The following is a 17533-nucleotide window of genomic DNA, read 5'->3' as shown; positions in this document are numbered from 1 at the left end:
TCCGTTTCAGCAAGGGGGTGCCCCTATATTGACGGCAGGCGTGCCGGGTCAAGCCCGCGGCGCGGCGGATCAGAGCCCCGATTGCGCGATGTCCTGGATCAGGACGGGCACGGGGGCGTTCCTTGGCGGGGCTTCGCCGATCAGCAGGAGGTCCGAGGCCTCCATGTGGCCTGCGAACCATGCGGCCAGCGCCACGGGGTCATCCGGGCCGGTCGAGGGGCCATCGACGGCATCGAGCACGATCTTGGAAGGAGCCCAGACGCTGATCTGGCCGTTCTTCATGGCCCAGTCCAGTTCGGTGCGGGTGCTGACCACGACGCAGCGGTCGTCACGCCCGCCCAGCACCCAGGCGTTCTGTTCGATGGCCAACAGGTCCACACGGCGCTGTGTCATCCTGTGGCCGGTTTGCGGGGCGGGGGTGTCGGAGAGGCCGACGCAGAGGATCACGGGCTCGGCCCGTTTTTCCAGCTGGTCCAGCCAGCGGCCCAGATTGGGCGACCGGATCGCGGTATTGGTCAGGAACACCAGATGCGGGTGCGGCGTGGTGTCGGGGTGGCTGCCCACGGGTTTGGTTGCCAGATCGTCGACCGAGCGGACGATTTCGACGCCAAGCGCGCCGGGGCCGCGATCGAGCTTTTCGATCCGCACGAAGGTGCGCACGGCCTGCGGCTCCCACAGGATGCGCTCGGCGATGCGTTCGGCCAGCGTTTCCAGCAGGTTCAGGCGTTCTTCGGCCAGTTCGGCGGCGATGGCCTCGGTCACGCGGTCGTAGCTGAGGATGCGATCCACGTCGTCTTCCAGCGGGTCGGTGATCGGGCGCACCTCGACCACCACGTTGAAACACAGCCGTTGGGTGACGCCGCGCTCGGCCTGGAAGGCGCCGATCTCGACCGCGACGATGTGATCGCGCAGCGAGATGCGATCCAGCGGGCCGTCGGGGGCGGTGGCGTCCGCGCGGGCGGAGGGGTGCTCGAAAGCGAGGCGGATTTCGTTGGACATGATGCGTCCTCCGGGTGGTCAGTGGACGGGGGATAGCATGTGCGCGGACCAGGGGGGAAGGGAGAATGCGACGGGCTGGCGCGCAGAGGCGGCACGGCGCCCGTTGTGGGGATGAAAAAAGGCCCCGGAGATGTCCGGGGCCTTTTCGGGTTTCTGTCTGGTCCGCTGGTCAGTGGGCGGGCTGTTTGTCCCAGTCTTCCTGCTTGGGCAGCTGCTCGAACGTGTGTTCGGGCGGCGGGCTGGGCAGGGTCCATTCCAGCGTGTCGGCGTATTCGTTCCAGTAGTTGTTCTGCGTCACGCGGGCGCCGCGGAGCAGCGAGTAGATGACGATACCGAAGAAGAACACGAAGGACGCGAAGGAGATGAACGCACCGATCGACGACCAGTAGTTCCAGACCGCGAAGGCCTCGGGGTAGTCGATATAGCGGCGCGGCATGCCCTGACGGCCCAGGAAGTGCTGCGGGAAGAATGTCAGGTTGGCCCCGACGAACATCGCCCAGAAGTGCAGCTTGCCAGCCCATTCGGGATACTGGCGGCCCGTGATCTTGCCGAAGTAGAAATAGATGCCGGCGAAGATCGCGAAGATGGCGCCAAGGCTCATCACGTAGTGGAAATGCGCCACGACATAGTAGGTGTCGTGATAGGCGCGGTCGACGCCTGCCTGGCTGAGCACGACGCCGGTGACGCCGCCCACGGTGAACAGGAACAGGAAGCCGAAGGCCCACAGCATGGGGGTCTTGAACTCGATCGAGCCGCCCCACATGGTTGCGATCCAGCTGAACACCTTCACACCTGTCGGCACCGCGATCACCATCGTGGCCAGCATGAAGTAGCTTTGCTGGGTCAGCGACATGCCGACGGTGTACATGTGGTGCGCCCAGACGACGAAGCCCAGAACGCCGATCGCGATGAGGGCCCAGACCATCGGCAGGTAGCCGAAGATGGGCTTGCGCGCGAAGGTGGCGATCACGTGGCTGATGATGCCGAAGCCGGGCAGGATGATGATATACACCTCGGGGTGGCCGAAGAACCACAGGATGTGCTGGTAGAGGATCGGGTCACCGCCACCGGCCGGGTCGAAGAAGGTCGTGCCGAAGTTACGGTCGGTCAGCAGCATGGTGATCGCGCCGGCCAGAACGGGCAGCGACAGAAGGATCAGCCAGGAGGTGACGAAGATCGACCAGGCGAAGAGCGGCACCTTGAACAGGGTCATGCCGGGCGCGCGCATGTTCAGGAAGGTGGTGATCATGTTGATCGCGCCCAGGATCGAGCTGGCGCCCGATACGTGCACGGCAAAGATCGCCAGGTCCATCGAGATGCCGGTTTCACTGGTCGAGAGCGGCGGATACAGCACCCAGCCCACGCCCGAGCCGAGCTGACCGTTGCCGCCCGGCGCCAGCAGCGAGGCGACGCCGAGGGACGTCCCGGCCACGTAGAGCCAGTAGCTGAGGTTGTTCATCCGCGGGAAGGCCATGTCGGGCGCGCCGATCTGGAGCGGCATGAAGTAGTTGCCGAAGCCGCCGAACAGGGCCGGGATCACCACGAAGAACATCATCAGGACGCCGTGATAGGTGATCATGACGTTCCAAAGGTGTCCGTTGGGGGTACATTCGCCCGCGGCCGCGGCGGTGAAGCGCGCGCCTTCCAGGCACATGTACTGAACGCCGGGTTCCATCAGCTCCAACCGCATGTAAACGGTGAAGAGCACCGAGATCAGGCCGACGACTGCCGAAGTGACCAGGTAAAGGATACCGATGTCCTTGTGGTTCGTGGACATGAACCACCGGGTAAAGAACCCGCGCTGATCTTCGTGTTCGTGGCCGTGAATGGCTGCGTCTGCCATTGTCTGCCTCCTGCTGGTAAATTTCCGGGCGCGCGACTCTGCGTCGGCCCCCATATCCATTCAGGTTTTAGAATGGTGGAACCAAGGGGGCAATGCGAGAAGTTGACCCAGATCAAATAATTTTGTCGCACCCTCTTGACGGGTGACCGGGCGGAAGCGCGGGAATCGTGGCCCCCTGGCGTGGGGCGGCCCAAAGGAAAAGCCGCGCGGCAAAGGCCGCGCGGCTTTGTGTAATGCGTTGATTTTTCGGTGTTTATTCCGAGAATGTCGCCAGGTAGGCCGCAACGTCTTCGCCGCCCTTGCGAAGTTTGAAGGTCATTTTCGAGCGTCCGCCGATGAATTCGGCCGGGTCTTTCATGTACTCGACGATGTTTTCCTGATCCCAGACAAGGCCTTCTTCGCCCTTGGCGGCGAGGGCTTCGCCATAGCGGAAATCCTCGACCGTGCCTGCGGTGCGCCCGATGATCCCGTAAAGGTTGGGCCCGACGCGCCCGCCCTTGACGATCGATTCACCTGCGGGGGATTCGATCATGTGGCAGGACTTGCACTTGCGAAATTCCTTTTCGCCGGCGGCTGCGTCGCCTTCGGCCAGCGCCGGAGCGGCGAGGGCCAACATGGCGGCGGTTGCTGTGATGAGAGTTTTCATTCCGACCTCGTTATAATGGTTGTCGAACGCGCGTTTGCTCCCAATACATAGCAAGCTGAGGCCCTGCAGCAAGCATTCCTTGGCCGTGCAGGCGGGAATTTGCAGCGGCGTTTTGTCGTCCCGCAGGGCGGGCGGCGGTGCGCCGGGCGCGGTGGCGGGTCTTGCGTTTGGCCGTGGCCGGGCCTACCAATCCGCTCATGAGAATTCTGTTTCTGGGCGATGTCGTGGGCCGGGCGGGGCGGCGTGCGGTGGCCGATACCCTGCCGCGGCTGCGAGACGAGTGGCGGCTGGATTTTGTCGTGGTCAACGGTGAAAACGCGTCGGGCGGAATGGGCCTGACCGGGGATCACGCAAAGCTGCTTCTGGATGCGGGTGCGGATTGCGTGACCCTGGGCGATCATGCCTTCGATCAGCGCGACATGCTGCAATTCATCGAGACCGAGCCGCGCGTCATCCGGCCCATCAACTTTGCCAAGGATGCGCCGGGGCGGGGGCATCGGGTGTTCACCGATGCGCGCGGGCGCAAGGTGCTGGTGGCGCAGGTGCTGGGGCAGGTGTTCATGAAGCGCTGCTTTGACGATCCGTTTTCGGCGGCCGATGCGGTGCTGCGCGCCCATCCGCGCGGCGGGGCGGTGCAGGCGGCCCTGATCGACATGCATTGCGAGGCGACCAGCGAAAAGGTGGGGATGGGCCATTTCTGCGACGGGCGCGCCAGCGTCGTCGTGGGCACCCATACTCATATCCCTACGGCGGATGCACAGGTATTGCCGGGCGGCACCGCGTTCCAGAGCGATGCGGGCATGTGCGGCGATTACGATTCGGTCATCGGCATGGAAAAGGCCGAGCCGATGCGCCGCTTCGTGACCGGCATGAGCAAGGGCCGGTTCCAGCCCGCCCTGGGCGATGTCACGCTGTCGGGGCTGTTCGTGGAGACCGACGACAAGACCGGCAAGGCCCTGCGCTGTGCCATGGTCCGGCAGGGCGGGCGGCTGGAACAGGCCGCGCCGTAACGCTCTGTCGCGATGGCGCTTGCCGCGCCCCGCGCCATCGGCGAAAATGCCCGGCAGCCATTTTTTGCAACAGGCAGGTATGATGGACGTTTTCGAGTTTTCCCAGACGGGACAGGCGGTTGTGACCCTGATTGTCGTCGCGGCGATGTTCGTGCTGTTCATCCGCGAGGTCTATCCGACCGAGGTCGTGGCGATCAGCGGTGCGGCCTTGCTGTTGGCGCTTGGGGTGCTGCCCTATGGCGCGGCGCTTGATGTGCTGTCCAACCCGGCGCCTTGGACCATCGCCATGCTGTTCATCATCATGGGGGCGCTGGTGCGCACCGGGGCGTTGGATGCGCTGACCTCTCTGGCGGACCGGGAGGCCAAGGAACGCCCCAGGGTGGCCATCGTGCTGTTGTTCGTCTGCGTTCTGGCCGGATCGGCCTTCATGAACAATACGCCGGTGGTGGTGGTGATGATCCCGGTCTTCGTGCAACTGGCGCGCACCCTGGGGATGCCAGCCAGCAAGCTACTGATTCCGCTGAGCTATGCCGCCATCCTGGGGGGGACGCTGACGCTGATCGGGACCTCGACCAACCTGCTGGTGGATGGTGTGGCGCGCACCCACGGGATGGAGCCGTTCAGCATCTTCGAGGTCACGCCGCTGGCTATCGTGCTGGTGATCTGGGGCGCGCTCTATCTGCGCTTCGTCGGGCCGCACCTGTTGCCGGACCGGGCGTCGATGGCCGACATGCTGTCGGACCGCTCGCGGATGAAATTCTTTACCGAGGCGGTCATCCCGCCGGATTCCAACCTGATCGGGCGCGAGGTGACGGGTGTGCAGCTGTTCAAGCGTGAGGGTGTGCGCCTGATCGACGTGATCCGGGGCGATCTGTCATTGCGGCGCAACCTGAAAGGCGTGCAGTTGCAGGTGGGCGACCGGGTGGTGCTGCGCACGCAGATGACCGAACTTCTGAGCCTTCAGCGCAACAAGAGCCTGAAGCGGGTCGATCAGGTGTCGGCGGTGGAAACCACCACGGTCGAGGTGCTGATCACGCCGGGATGCCGCATGGTGGGGCGCACCCTGGGGTCGATGCGGTTGCGGCGGCGGTTCGGGGTCTATCCGCTGGCGGTGCACCGGCGGAACCAGAATATCGGGCGGCAACTGGACGATCTGGTGGTGCGGGTGGGCGATACCCTGCTGCTGGAGGGCGCGCCCGAGGACATTCAGCGCCTGTCGCGCGAGATGGACCTCGTGGATGTCTCGAAACCTTCGGCGCGGGCGTTCCGGCGGGGGCATGCACCGCTGGCGGTGGCCGCGCTGGCCGGGATCGTCGCGCTTGCGGCTTTTGGCGTCGCGCCCATTCTGGCGCTGGCCGTTGTCGCGGTGGCGGTGGTGCTGGTGACGCGCTGCATCGACGCGGACGAGGCGTTTTCCTTTATCGACGGGCGGTTGCTGGCGCTGATTTTCGCCATGCTGGCGATTGGTGCGGCCCTGGAGGCGTCGGGCGCGGTGCGCCTGATCGTCGAGGCGCTGGCACCGGTCCTGTCGGCCCTGCCGCCGGTGATGATCGTCTGGGCGGTGTACCTGCTGACCTCGGTGCTGACCGAGCTTGTCAGCAACAATGCGGTGGCGGTGGTGGTCACGCCGATCGCCATCGGGCTGGCCGATGTCATGGGGATCGACGCGCGCCCGCTGGTGGTGGCGGTGATGGTCGCGGCCTCGGCCAGTTTCGCGACCCCCATCGGATACCAGACGAACACGCTGGTGTATGGCCCCGGCGGGTACAAGTTCACCGATTTCATGAAGGTCGGTATTCCGCTGAACCTGAGCGTGGGGTTGCTGGCCAGTGCGCTTATTCCGCTGATTTGGCCGTTGTGAGCGGCGCTCAGAGCGGCCAGACCAGCAGGATCATCGGCACCGACACGGCGATGACGATCAGTTCGAGCGGCAGGCCCATGCGCCAGTAATCGCCGAAGCGATAGCCGCCGGGCCCGAGAATCAGCGTGTTGTTCTTGTGTCCGATAGGGGTGAGGAAGGCCGAGGAGGCCCCGACCGCGACCGCCATCAGGAAGGCATTGGGCGCGGCATCCAGCCGGTTGGCGATCTCGATTCCCACGGGGGCCGCGACAATCGCCGTGGCGGTATTGTTGAGCACGTCCGAGAGGGTCATCGTCACGGCCATGAGCACCGCGAGGATGGCCCATGCCGGCAGGTCGCCGGTCAGCCCGACCAATTGCGAGGCCAGAAGCTCGGTTCCGCCGCTGTCGTTGAGCGCCTCGCCCAGGGGGATGAGCGAGCCGAGCAGGACCACCACGGGCCATTCGATCTGATCGTAAAGTTCGCGCAGCGGCACGATCCCGCTGAGAACATAACCCACCACCACGCCCCCCAGCCCGATGGAGAGCGGGATCAGCCCGGCGGTTGCGGCACCGACGGCGGCGATGAACAGGGCGATGGCCAGCCAGCTTTTGTGTTGCTGGGTGATCGACAGGCCGCGTTCGGCCAGTGGCAGGCATCCCAGCCAGCGGATCACCTGCGCCCCGGTGTCGGCGGGGGTCAGCAGCAGCAGGATGTCACCGGCCCTGATTTCGGCCCGGCGCAGGTTCTGCGTGATGCGCCGCCCCTGACGTGACACGCCGACGATGACCGAGCGCTGCCGCCAGTGCAGGCCCACGGCCTGCGCCGAGGTGCCCGCGATGCGCGCATCGCGGGGCACGACGGCTTCGATCAGGGTCAGCCCGTCGGTTTCGCCCTCGATCAACTCGCGCCGGTCGGCATCGGTATAGGCCAGCCCGAGCGCGGCGCGGAAATCGTCGAGCGCGTCGGGCTGCGCTTCGAGCACGAGGATGTCGTCGGCCTTGAGTGCGGTGTTGCGCGAACTGCCGTAGCGGCGGGTGCCGTCACGGATCAGGCCGAGGATCGACACATCGCTTTTCGTGGCGGTTTCATCGAGGTCGGACAGGCGTTTGCCGACGATGTCGTTGTCGTCGGGCACCGAGAGTTCGGCGAGGTAGGCCGAGGTTTCCTGCAGCGCTCCGGCCGGGTCACGGGTGGCGGCGCGTTCGGGGATCAGCCGCCATCCGACCAGCGTGACAAAGGCCATACCGGCCAGTGCCGTCACCACCCCGACCGGGGCGAAATCGAACATCTCGAAAGGGCGGCCCAGTTCGGCCTCGCGGATCGAGGCGATGATGATGTTGGGCGGCGTGCCGATCAGGGTGACCATGCCGCCCAGAATCGTCGCGAAGCTGAGCGGCATCAGAGAAAGGCCGGGGGCGCGATTGGCCTTGCGGGCGGCCTGTATGTCGACCGGCATGAGCAGGGCGAGGGCCGCCACGTTGTTGATGAAGCCGGACAATACCGCACCGATCCCCCCGAGGAGCGCGATATGGGAGTGCAGGCTGCGCCCGCCGTCCACCACCGTGCGGGTGATCATCTGAACCGCGCCCGCATTGACCAGACCCGTCGACACGACCAGCACCAGCGCCACGATGATCGTCGCCGGGTGGCCGAATCCGGTAAAGGCCGTTTCGGCGGGCACCACGCCCAGAACCACGGCGCAGAGCAGCGTGGCAAACGCCACGAGGTCATAGCGGTAGCGGCCCCAGATCAGCAGGGTGAACAAGGCTCCGAACAGGGAAAACAGGATGATCTGATCGACATTCATGACGCTCTCCGGTTTCGTTCGTTCAGCCAACCCGATTGGGCGGCGCGGCGCAAGCGGGTTGCGATAGGGGCTTGGCCTGTCCTATATCAGGCCGAAATCAGGGACATTCCAATCGGAGACACGTATGGCCGGCCATTCCAAATGGGCAAATATTCAGCACCGCAAAGGGCGTCAGGACGCTGCGCGGTCCAAGCTTTTCTCGAAGCTTTCCAAAGAGATAACCATTGCCGCCAAGATGGGCGACCCGGACCCCGAAAAAAACCCGCGCCTGCGTCTGGCGGTGAAAGAGGCCAAGTCCAATTCGGTGCCCAAGGACGTGATCGACCGCGCGATCAAGAAATCTTCGGCGGGCGAGGGTGAGGATTACGAGGAAATCCGCTATGAGGGTTACGGCCCGAACGGGGTGGCGGTGATCGTCGAGGCGATGACCGACAACCGCAACCGCACCGCCAGCAACGTGCGGTCGACCTTTACCAAGAACGGCGGCAACCTGGGCGAGACCGGCAGCGTCGGTTTCATGTTCGAGCGCAAGGGCGAGGTGACATATCCCGCCGAGGTGGGCGATGCCGACACGGTGATGATGGCCGCAATCGAGGCGGGGGCCGAGGACGTGGAAAGCAGCGAGGACGGCCACATCATCTGGTGCGCCGATACCGACCTGAACGACGTGTCCAGCGCGCTTGAGAACGAGTTGGGCGAAAGCGAGTCGACCAAGCTGGTGTGGAAGCCGACGACCACGACCGATATGGATCTGGACGGCATGCAGAAGCTGATGAAGCTGATCGACGCGCTGGAAGATGACGACGACGTGCAGCGCGTGACCGCCAATTTCGAAGCTTCCGACGAGGTGATGGACCAGCTGGCGGCGGAGTAACGCGGCAGTCATATGGTTTGAAAGCGGCGCCTTGACGGGCGCCGTTTTTCGTTTCGCCGGAGGGAATAAGAATTTGTACAAAACGTACGAAGTGTACGCGGGTTTTGTACGGAAATCGGGGGGTGCTATTAAATTTGCGTCCATGATGGACGCAAACCGGGCTGTCCGGCTATCCCTCCATCGGGTGCAGGCAGGTGCGGGCGGCGTGGCGGATGGCGCGGGTGAGCGGCGCGAGGGCGGGGCCGAGCAGGCGCGAGGATTGCCAGTAGAGCGGCGTGTCCATCGGGCTGTCGGGCAGGAGCGGCACGAGCGTGCCGCGCGCCAGGTCTGCCTGCACCAGATGGTCGGGGTTGAGGCCCCAGCCGAGCCCGAGGCAGGCGGCGCGCACGAAGGCCTGCGAGGAGGCGATATCGTGAAAGGGCGGGCTGGCCTGCAGCCCCATGTAGCGCGCGATCCAGCGGTGTTGCAGCCGGTCCTTGGCGTTGAAGCGCAGCATCGGGGCGTGGGCGATGGTCTCGGGCGTCAGGCCGTCGGGGAAATGCCGGGCCATGTAGGCGGGGCTGGCGGTGGGAATGTAGCGCAGGGTGCCGAGCGGTGTGGCATCGCATCCGGCGACCGGCGTTGAACTGGCGGTGACCGCGCCCACGACCTCGCCCCGGCGGAGCCATTCGGCGGATACGTCCTGATCGTCGATCACCAGGCTGAAGGTATGGTCCGGCACCCGAGCGAGCGCGTCCAGAACCCAGGTGGCAAGGCTGTCGGCGTTGACGGCGATCCGCAGGCGGGTGTCGGGGGCGGGGGCGAGCGCGCCGATGTCGCGGGCAAGCCGCGCTTCGAGCAGGCCGACCTGTTCGGCATGGGCGGCAAGGCGGCGTCCGGTTTCGGTGCCGGTGCAGGGCTGGCCGCGCGTCACGAGCTGCGCGCCGACGCGATCCTCGAGCGTCTTGAGGCGTTGCGAGATGGCGGATTGGGTGACGCCCAGATCCTGCGCCGCGGCGGCAAAGCCGCCTGTGCGAAGGATGGCCGAGAGGGCGGCAAGCTGGGCGGGGTCGAGATGCATTAGCAATCCTGATGCCGGGGCATGAGCTTTAATTTGAGTAATGTGACGCGGACCGTTAGGCAAGCCCCTGTCGGATTGTGGAGGCAGGTATGACGCAGGCGATGGGCGCGGGGTTCGCCCTTGGGTTTTCTCTTATCCTGGCCATCGGAGCGCAGAATGCCTTCGTGTTGCGGCAGGGGTTGCGGCGCGAGCATGTGCTGCCCGTGGTTCTGATCTGTGCGCTGTCGGATGCGGTGCTGGTGACGGCGGGGGTGTTGGGCTTTGGCGCGCTGGCCCGTGCGGTGCCGGGGCTGGAGGGGGTCATGCGCTATGGCGGGGCGGCATTCCTGATCTGGTATGGCGCGCGCAATTTCATCGCCGCGTGGCGCGGTGGCGAGAGCCTGGAGGCGGGCGAGGGCGCCGCCAGCCTGCGGCGGGCGCTGCTGACCTGTCTGGCTCTGACATGGCTCAATCCGCATGTCTATCTGGATACGGTGGTTCTGCTGGGCTCGGTCAGTGCGCAATACGACGATAAGTTCGGCTTTGCCGCCGGGGCGGTTCTGGCGAGTTTCGTGTTCTTCTTCGGGCTTGGCTTTGGCGCGCGGGGGCTGGCGCCGCTGTTTCGCCGCCCCGTCAGCTGGCGGGTGCTGGATGCCGTGGTGGGGGCGACCATGTGGGCGATTGCCGCCAAGTTGTTGGCGGGGTAGGCGGGTTGGCCTAATCGGGGTGCACGTCGCGGGGGCAGCGCGACCACATGTAGATCGACATCCAGTCGAATTCAGGGTCGATCCCGCGTTCCAGCAGCCATTCTTCCTGTAACTTGTAGGCCTGCCATTCAGGCGCGCCGATGCAGGGCCAGTCGCGGTTGGCCATTTGCACGTCGTGGATCAGTTCGTGCAGCAGGGCCGAGACATGGCTGGTGTTTTCGGCATTCCAAGGCAGGACAAGGTAGATATGGCGCGCGGACAGGTCATAGGCCGCGCGCAGCGTGGGGTCGACCAGCAGGTTGTGCCCCTCGTAGGTGATGATCTCGCCCGTCTGGCAGAAGCTGATTTCGGGCGGGTCCTGCAGCGTTCGGGTGATGTCGTAATCAGTTTGCGTGCCGATCCAGCGGGTCAGGTCCCGGATAAGGTCCGGTGATGGTGGCGACGGGGACGCGCAATCTTCGGCAGGCTGTGCCGCGAGGGGCAGGGCCATCGCGATCCAGGCGAAAAGGGTAAGGGGCGCACGCATCATGGCCCCGATCATGCCTGCGGGACCGGGGGGCGTAAAGGCTCAGGGCAGGGACAGGCGGCGTTCGCGCCGGATGACCAGAACGATGGCGGCGATCCCGGCCAAGGAGGTGGTCAGCATGATCCACAGGAGCGGGTAGGCCCCGGAGCCGGGGGTGAGGAGCAGCCCGGCCAGGGCCGACAGCGCCGCGCCGCCGCCGATCATCAGCGCGCCGGACAACCCGCTGGCGGTGCCGGCCAGGTGCGGGCGCACCGACAGCGCCCCGGCGGTGGCGTTGGGAATGACCATGCCGTTGCCGAGCCCCATCATCGTCATCAGTCCGAAGAAGGTGAGCGGTGTGCCGAAGCCTGCGTAGAACAGGCCGAGATTGACGGCAATTCCGACGGCATTGATCACTGTGCCCCACAGGACCATGCGGTTGACGCCGAGACGCGTCGAGAAGCGCCCCGAGATGAAATTGCCCAGCATGTAGCCGACGGCGGGCGCTCCGAAATAGAGCCCCAGAACCGCCGGATCGAGCCCGAAGACCCGGTCGCCCACGAAGGGTGCGCCGCCCAGATAGGCAAAGAACGCGCCCGAGGACAGCGCCGTGGCCATCGCGTAGCCCCAGAAACGGGGCGAGGTCAGAAGCTCGGGGTAGTCCGCGATCTGCTGGCGCAGGGTCTGGCCAGACTGCGGCGCGGTTTCGCCGAGGTCGCGCCATGTCAGCCATGTGACCATCGCTCCGAGGAGGAACAGAGCCCAGAAACTGGCCTGCCAGCCGAACATCTGATCCAGCGCCCCGCCGATGGTCGGGCCGATCATCGGAACCACCGCCATGCCCATCGTGACATAGCCGATCATGCTGGCGGCCTGGTCTTCGGGGACCATGTCGCGCACCACGGCGCGGCTGAGCACCATCGCCACAACGACGGTGGCCTGAAACATGCGGAATGTCAGGAACATCAGGGTGTTGGTGGCGAATATGCAGCCTAGGGTGGCGATCAGGAAAATCGCCAGCCCGCCGAGGATCACGGGGCGGCGGCCGAGGCGGTCCGAGATCGGCCCCATGACGATCTGAAGTGCCGCGTTTACCCCCAGATACAGGGCGACCGAAAGTTGCAGCACCCGGTATTCCGTGTCGAAATAGGCCGCCATGCCCGGCAGGGAGGGCAGAAAGATGTTCATGGCCAGCGCCGATATCCCCGCCAGCAGGATCAGCGTGGCGATATGCGGCGGCGAGGCGCGATCCAGAAATCGGGGGGGATGCATGTCGGTCATGGAACAGGGTTAGGCCTGCCCTGCGGTTTTGTCCATGCACAAGGATCTGTGGCGAAATGCACAGATGCGGTATGCGGGGCCGGTCAGACCCCGCATGAAAAATCAGACCGTGACGATCGCGATATCGTCCCACACGTCGGCGATCGTGGTGTCGAGGACGACAAGCTTGTCGTCCTGGCCGAAATCCCATCGGACATCGTTGCCAACCTGTTCCGCCAGGTTCAGGATCTCGGCTTCGGACCCAAGGCCGATGAACTGGATCAGGTCGATGTCGTCTTCGAAGTCGACGATCGTGTCGTGGTTGTCGCCCAGGGCGAAGATAAAGGTATCGGCCTGCGTGCCGCCGACCAACCTGTCCCGCCCGCCCTGACCGTGCAGGATATCTTCGCCCTGACCGCCGATGAGCGTGTCCCGGTCGGCGCCGCCTTCGAGCGTGTCGTCGCCCCATCCCCCGGTCAGGCTGTCGCGCCCGTTTCCGCCGAGCAACAGGTCCTGGCCGCCGCCGCCGAACAGTTTGTCGTCATCATTGGCGCCGTACAGCCGGTCCCGGCCCTGAGCGCCGTACAGGACATCGTTGCCGTTCTGTCCCTGAAGCCTGTCGGCGCCCTTGTCGCCATAAAGCGTATCGTCGCCGTTTCGCCCCAATATCTGATCGTTGTTGCGTCCGCCCCAGACCACGTCATCACCGTCCAGGGCGTCGATGTAATCGTTTTTGTCATTGCCCCAAATGGCGTTGTCGCCGTCATTGCCGGTGATCGTATCGGCGAAATCGCTGCCGATGGCGTTTTCGATCACTGTCCCATAGGCGATGGCCACATCCTGATAGGCGCCGAACGTGGAATATTCGCCCTGTCGCAAATCCAGGATCGCGCCGTCCGGGTCCGCGCTGGCGTCCAGCGCATCGGTCCCGCCGGCATCCCAGATCACGTCGGTCGTGGCGGTCCGTCTGCCGGTATAGGTGTCCTCGAAATAGTTGTGGGTCGTGTTCGCACCCCAGATATCCTGCAATGCGTAGATGTCGAAGACCTGCATCGCGTCGGCATCAACCCCGGTATCGGGGTTGACGGTATAGGACATGAGCGTGAATTTGTTGTTCTCGTACTCGTCCGGAACGGCGGGGGAGCTGAACGAGTGTTTCAGCCCGAGCGCATGGCCGATTTCGTGGAGGATCAAGCCGCGCTGACCGCTGGCGAGGTCGAGCGTGTTATTGAAGACGGCGAACCCGTCCCAATCGAGAATTTCTGTTCCGATATAGGAAATCGACGGGCCGCCTTCGCCCGCGATGTAGAACGGCATGTCCACCTTGCCGAAATTGAGGTCCGGTTCTACCGTCCCGATTGGGACTTCCATGAAGTGGACGTCGAGGAAGGTCTCGATATGTTCAAGCATCAGGCGGACTTCGTCCTGTTCCGCTTCGGTGAACGGCGTCCATCCCGTATAGCTTCCGCTGGTGGGGAGGTCGGCAGGCTGCGACCACTCGGCAAACGAGTATGTCAGTAATACGGTTGAGTACGGGTCCTTGTCCGCAATGAAGGAAAACTGCATTTCCTCGGCAAGGGTGTCGAGATTGATTGCCATGTTTGACCTCTGTCTGTACCCGCTACGCAACTTTTGCGGGCGGTGGTAGCACCGCTGCGGGAGAAAAGGAAGTGATCTCGTCCGCGTTCCGGTTGTGTGATGCCTGGGTGTGACCCCCGAGTCGTCAGCGCGTGATGTCGTGATTGCGGCGCGGTGGCGGAATTTGCAGTTTTGCAGTTATGCAGAACGTGTTTTGCTTTGGTTTGCAAATTTGCCGGATTCTTCTTTGTGACAGCGCCTGCATTGCCTATGGTCGCGCAAAATCGCAAGGGGACCGACATGAAAGATATCCTTCAGGAACTCGAGGATCGCCGCGACGAGGCCCGGCTGGGCGGCGGGCAGAGACGGATCGACGCGCAGCACTCCAAGGGCAAGCTGACCGCCCGCGAGCGGATCGAACTGTTGCTGGACGAGGACAGCTTTGAAGAGTTCGACATGTTCAAGGCGCATCGCTGCACCGATTTCGGCATGGAGAAAGAGCGCCCCTATGGCGATGGTGTCGTGACCGGCTGGGGCACGATCAATGGCCGGATGGTCTATGTCTTCAGTCAGGATTTCACCGTGTTCGGCGGGTCACTGTCGGAAACCCATGCCGAGAAGATCTGCAAGATCATGGATATGGCGATGCAGAACGGTGCGCCGGTGATCGGCCTGAACGATTCGGGCGGGGCGCGCATTCAGGAAGGCGTGGACAGCCTTGCGGGCTATGCCGAGGTGTTCCAGCGCAATATCGAAGCCTCGGGCGTGATCCCGCAGATCAGCGTGATCATGGGCCCGTGCGCGGGCGGTGCGGTATACAGCCCGGCGATGACGGACTTCATCTTCATGGTCAAGGACAGCTCGTACATGTTCGTGACCGGCCCCGATGTGGTGAAAACCGTGACCAACGAACAGGTGACCGCCGAGGAACTGGGCGGCGCGGTGACCCATACGCGCAAGAGTTCGGTCGCGGACGGGGCGTTCGAGAACGATGTCGAGGCGCTGGCCGAGGTGCGCCGGCTGGTCGATTTCCTGCCGCTGAACAATCGTGAAAAGCCCCCGGTGCGCCCGTTCTTCGACGAGCCGGGCCGCGTGGAGGAAAGCCTGGATACCCTGATCCCGGCCAACCCGAACACGCCCTATGACATGAAGGAACTGATCGAGAAGGTCGCCGACGAGGGCGATTTCTATGAAATTCAGGAAGATTACGCCAAGAACATCATCACCGGCTTTATCCGTCTGGAAGGGCAGACCGTGGGCGTGGTGGCGAACCAGCCGATGGTTCTGGCGGGCTGTCTGGATATCGATTCCAGCCGCAAGGCGGCGCGCTTCGTGCGGTTCTGCGACTGCTTCGAGATTCCGATCCTGACGCTGGTGGATGTGCCTGGGTTCCTGCCGGGGACCAGCCAGGAATATGGCGGGGTGATCAAGCACGGCGCCAAGCTGTTGTTCGCCTATGGCGAGGCGACGGTGCCCAAGGTCACGGTGATCACCCGCAAGGCCTATGGCGGGGCCTATGACGTGATGTCCTCCAAGCACCTGCGCGGCGATTTCAACTATGCCTGGCCGACGGCGGAAATCGCGGTGATGGGCGCCAAGGGCGCGACAGAGATCATCCACCGCGCCGACCTGGGCGATGCCGACAAGATTGCCGCGCATACCAGGGATTACGAAGACCGCTTTGCCAATCCCTTCGTGGCGGCCGAACGCGGCTTTATCGACGAGGTGATCCAGCCGCGCAGCACCCGCAAGCGCGTCAGTCGCGCCTTTGCCGCGCTGCGCAACAAGAAGCTGAGCAACCCGTGGAAAAAGCACGACAATATCCCGTTGTGAGACGCGGCGCGCTGTGAGGGCGAGAGGCCTGCATATCCCCGCCGCGCTGCTGGCGCTGACCATCGGTCAGGCCGGCGCGGCAGAGCAGGGCGAGGCGAAGGAGGAGCGCCTTGCCCTGCCCTCGGGGCTGGAGGCGGTGTTGCAGGAAATGGTGTGGAATCAGCCCGGACAGGGCCTGACCTACCGGTTCCGATTCGTGGCTGCCGGGTTCACCGGAGAGGAAGAGTTCGACACGATCATGAGCGATCTGGAATTCCTGTGTAACAGTTATGCGATTCCGCATGTGTCGAATGTCGGGCCGATGCCCCGTCAGGTCGTGATTTCATTGTCCGACCGGGAAACCGAATTCGGGGTGATTGACCCTACGGTAACGCAGGTTTTCGAGGCATATCGTGTCGAAAACGGCACCTGTATCTGGGAGATGTTCTGATGTGGCCACAAGATATAGCCCGGAACGGTCATGCCGGTGGCGGGTATGAGGCTTTGACGCCACATCGGCGGCTGTTCGCGTATGCCGCGTATGCAACCGCCGGAATTTCCGCTATGGTGCCAAACGGTTGCACCCAAGTAACCCATACCTCGGAACTGGGGCAGGTGGGGCGGTTTACGCTGCGTTTGCCCGTGAAAAATGACAGGAGACACATACAATGTCGAACAGCATCAAGAGCATTCTGGCCTTCGGCCTGGTCGCTTTCGCAGCTGCTTGCGCTCAGCAGGCTGAAGAAGAGTTCGTGGTCGTCGAGCCCGAGCCCGTCAGCCAAGAGCCGGTCTACACCGGTAAGTACAAGTAAGCCGTCAGCGGTTTACCGGGGGCAGGCCGGTTGGCCTGTCCCGACACCTGCCAGCGCAGCGGACAGGATGTCCGGGCTGGCCTGTCGCGCCAGAGGGCGCATATTCCGACATCGCCAGGTCTGCACGCGCCGCCTGAACAGGGCTGGTGCGCCTCTCATTTCCCTTGAAACACTGGTTTTCGGCGGGCTACGGCCCCTTGCGCTGCGCCGGGATTCGGCAGGTGCGCCATGCTGAAGCATCGTGGCTTTCCCAGCCGTATGCCGGGAACGGATTTTCAGTTCACCATTCGCCGGGCCAATCCGCGCGGCGTGACGGCGATCACCCGGCGCGAACGCTACCGTGACCGCAAGCCCGCCGACCGCCGCGCCGACAGCGCTTTTTTGCGCGCGCTGTGGGAGCAGTTCGGCGATCAGCCGTTCGAGCGGGGCAATCTGGATGCCGGACGCCTGAGCTGGCTGTTCGGGCGCGAGGTGATTCCCGCGGAAGATCCGTTCGATCCGGCCAGTTACGAGGCATTGCTGATGCTGGATGTCGAGGCCGCCCGCGCCGCCTTTCCCGAGGTCTTCGACGGTGACGAGGGATGGTGATGGCGCGGAATCTGCGACTGACTGGCGTCTTTTTGCCGAGTGCGGCGGATTTTACGCAAAGAACAGCCGATTTCGGGCGGTCCGTGCGGGGTGGCTTGGGTTTGGGCGATTATCGCGCGACGGTTGAATTGTTCGTAACGATACCCCGCCCCCACGGGGTCGAGACGCGACGTCTTATCCGTTACCCTTCCCCTAGTGGACGGCCTTGCA

16 protein-coding genes are annotated in these 17533 nt (G+C 64.2%); 8 read left to right on the top strand and 8 right to left on the bottom strand.

All coding sequences use genetic code 11. The features are described 5' to 3' along the window. Nucleotides 1–69: 69 nt before the first annotated feature. The 3 genes from KPG71_RS01285 to KPG71_RS01275 all read right to left on the bottom strand — a co-directional run bounded on the left by KPG71_RS01285 (nt 70) and on the right by KPG71_RS01275 (nt 3488). Nucleotides 70–999: a dihydroneopterin aldolase gene (locus KPG71_RS01285; RefSeq protein ID WP_216336166.1), complete on the bottom strand. Its 930-nt coding sequence runs from the start codon at nt 997–999 to the stop codon at nt 70–72. 169 nt (nt 1000–1168) lie between these two features. Beyond that, on the bottom strand, nt 1169–2842 hold the full coding sequence (ctaD, locus tag KPG71_RS01280) for a cytochrome c oxidase subunit I (protein WP_216336163.1): 1674 nt from the start codon (nt 2840–2842) through the stop codon (nt 1169–1171). Nucleotides 2843–3095: 253 nt separating this feature from the next. Next, complete coding sequence (locus tag KPG71_RS01275; protein WP_216336161.1) at nt 3096–3488, bottom strand: cytochrome c family protein; 393 nt, start codon at nt 3486–3488, stop codon at nt 3096–3098. Between the two features lie 197 nt (nt 3489–3685). On the opposite strand from KPG71_RS01275, the gene KPG71_RS01270 reads away from it, so the two are divergent. Together KPG71_RS01270 and KPG71_RS01265 are read left to right on the top strand one after the other, a co-directional pair. Then, on the top strand, nt 3686–4498 hold the full coding sequence (locus KPG71_RS01270) for a TIGR00282 family metallophosphoesterase (protein WP_216336159.1): 813 nt from the start codon (nt 3686–3688) through the stop codon (nt 4496–4498). Nucleotides 4499–4580: 82 nt separating this feature from the next. Further along, nucleotides 4581–6359 (top strand): SLC13 family permease, encoded by a 1779-nt coding sequence (locus KPG71_RS01265; RefSeq protein ID WP_216336698.1) that lies wholly within the window; start codon nt 4581–4583, stop codon nt 6357–6359. A 7-nt stretch (nt 6360–6366) separates the two neighbouring features. Here the strand turns inward: KPG71_RS01265 and KPG71_RS01260 are convergent, their stop codons facing one another. Then, the gene (locus KPG71_RS01260; protein WP_216336158.1) at nt 6367–8148 is read right to left on the bottom strand and encodes an SLC13 family permease; all 1782 of its coding nucleotides are present in this window, start codon (nt 8146–8148) and stop codon (nt 6367–6369) included. 124 nt (nt 8149–8272) lie between these two features. Between KPG71_RS01260 and KPG71_RS01255 the strand changes: the two genes are divergently transcribed. Further along, nucleotides 8273–9022: a YebC/PmpR family DNA-binding transcriptional regulator gene (locus tag KPG71_RS01255; RefSeq protein ID WP_216336157.1), complete on the top strand. Its 750-nt coding sequence runs from the start codon at nt 8273–8275 to the stop codon at nt 9020–9022. Nucleotides 9023–9191: 169 nt separating this feature from the next. Here KPG71_RS01255 and KPG71_RS01250 read toward each other — a convergent pair whose 3' ends face one another. Beyond that, nucleotides 9192–10082, bottom strand: a complete 891-nt coding sequence (locus KPG71_RS01250) for a LysR family transcriptional regulator ArgP (protein ID WP_216336156.1) — start codon at nt 10080–10082, stop codon at nt 9192–9194. 89 nt (nt 10083–10171) lie between these two features. Between KPG71_RS01250 and KPG71_RS01245 the strand changes: the two genes are divergently transcribed. Beyond that, a complete protein-coding gene (locus tag KPG71_RS01245) occupies nt 10172–10768 on the top strand; it encodes a LysE/ArgO family amino acid transporter (RefSeq protein WP_216336155.1) in 597 nt (198 codons plus the stop codon). Nucleotides 10769–10778: 10 nt separating this feature from the next. Here KPG71_RS01245 and KPG71_RS01240 read toward each other — a convergent pair whose 3' ends face one another. From KPG71_RS01240 to KPG71_RS01230, 3 genes are all read right to left on the bottom strand, one after another. After that, nucleotides 10779–11297, bottom strand: a complete 519-nt coding sequence (locus KPG71_RS01240; protein WP_216336154.1) for a DUF6647 family protein — start codon at nt 11295–11297, stop codon at nt 10779–10781. 39 nt (nt 11298–11336) lie between these two features. Beyond that, the gene (locus KPG71_RS01235) at nt 11337–12554 is read right to left on the bottom strand and encodes a multidrug effflux MFS transporter (RefSeq protein ID WP_216336153.1); all 1218 of its coding nucleotides are present in this window, start codon (nt 12552–12554) and stop codon (nt 11337–11339) included. A 102-nt stretch (nt 12555–12656) separates the two neighbouring features. Beyond that, complete coding sequence (locus KPG71_RS01230; RefSeq protein ID WP_216336152.1) at nt 12657–14132, bottom strand: M10 family metallopeptidase C-terminal domain-containing protein; 1476 nt, start codon at nt 14130–14132, stop codon at nt 12657–12659. 279 nt (nt 14133–14411) lie between these two features. Between KPG71_RS01230 and KPG71_RS01225 the strand changes: the two genes are divergently transcribed. The 4 genes from KPG71_RS01225 (at nt 14412) to KPG71_RS01210 (ending at nt 17323) form a co-directional block, all read left to right on the top strand. Beyond that, nucleotides 14412–15944: an acyl-CoA carboxylase subunit beta gene (locus KPG71_RS01225; protein WP_216336150.1), complete on the top strand. Its 1533-nt coding sequence runs from the start codon at nt 14412–14414 to the stop codon at nt 15942–15944. A gap of 13 nt (nt 15945–15957) precedes the next feature. Continuing rightward, complete coding sequence (locus KPG71_RS01220) at nt 15958–16374, top strand: DUF6497 family protein (protein WP_367397291.1); 417 nt, start codon at nt 15958–15960, stop codon at nt 16372–16374. A 217-nt stretch (nt 16375–16591) separates the two neighbouring features. After that, nucleotides 16592–16735: a hypothetical protein gene (locus KPG71_RS01215; RefSeq protein ID WP_188744964.1), complete on the top strand. Its 144-nt coding sequence runs from the start codon at nt 16592–16594 to the stop codon at nt 16733–16735. Between the two features lie 228 nt (nt 16736–16963). Next, nucleotides 16964–17323, top strand: coding sequence for a hypothetical protein (locus KPG71_RS01210; RefSeq protein WP_073032638.1), 360 nt, complete (start codon nt 16964–16966; stop codon nt 17321–17323). Nucleotides 17324–17533 lie beyond the last annotated feature (210 nt).

This window comes from Roseovarius sp. PS-C2 (assembly GCF_018862045.1).
Classification (GTDB): Bacteria; Pseudomonadota; Alphaproteobacteria; order Rhodobacterales; family Rhodobacteraceae; genus Roseovarius.
This window is presented reverse-complemented; position numbering and strand designations above follow the sequence as displayed.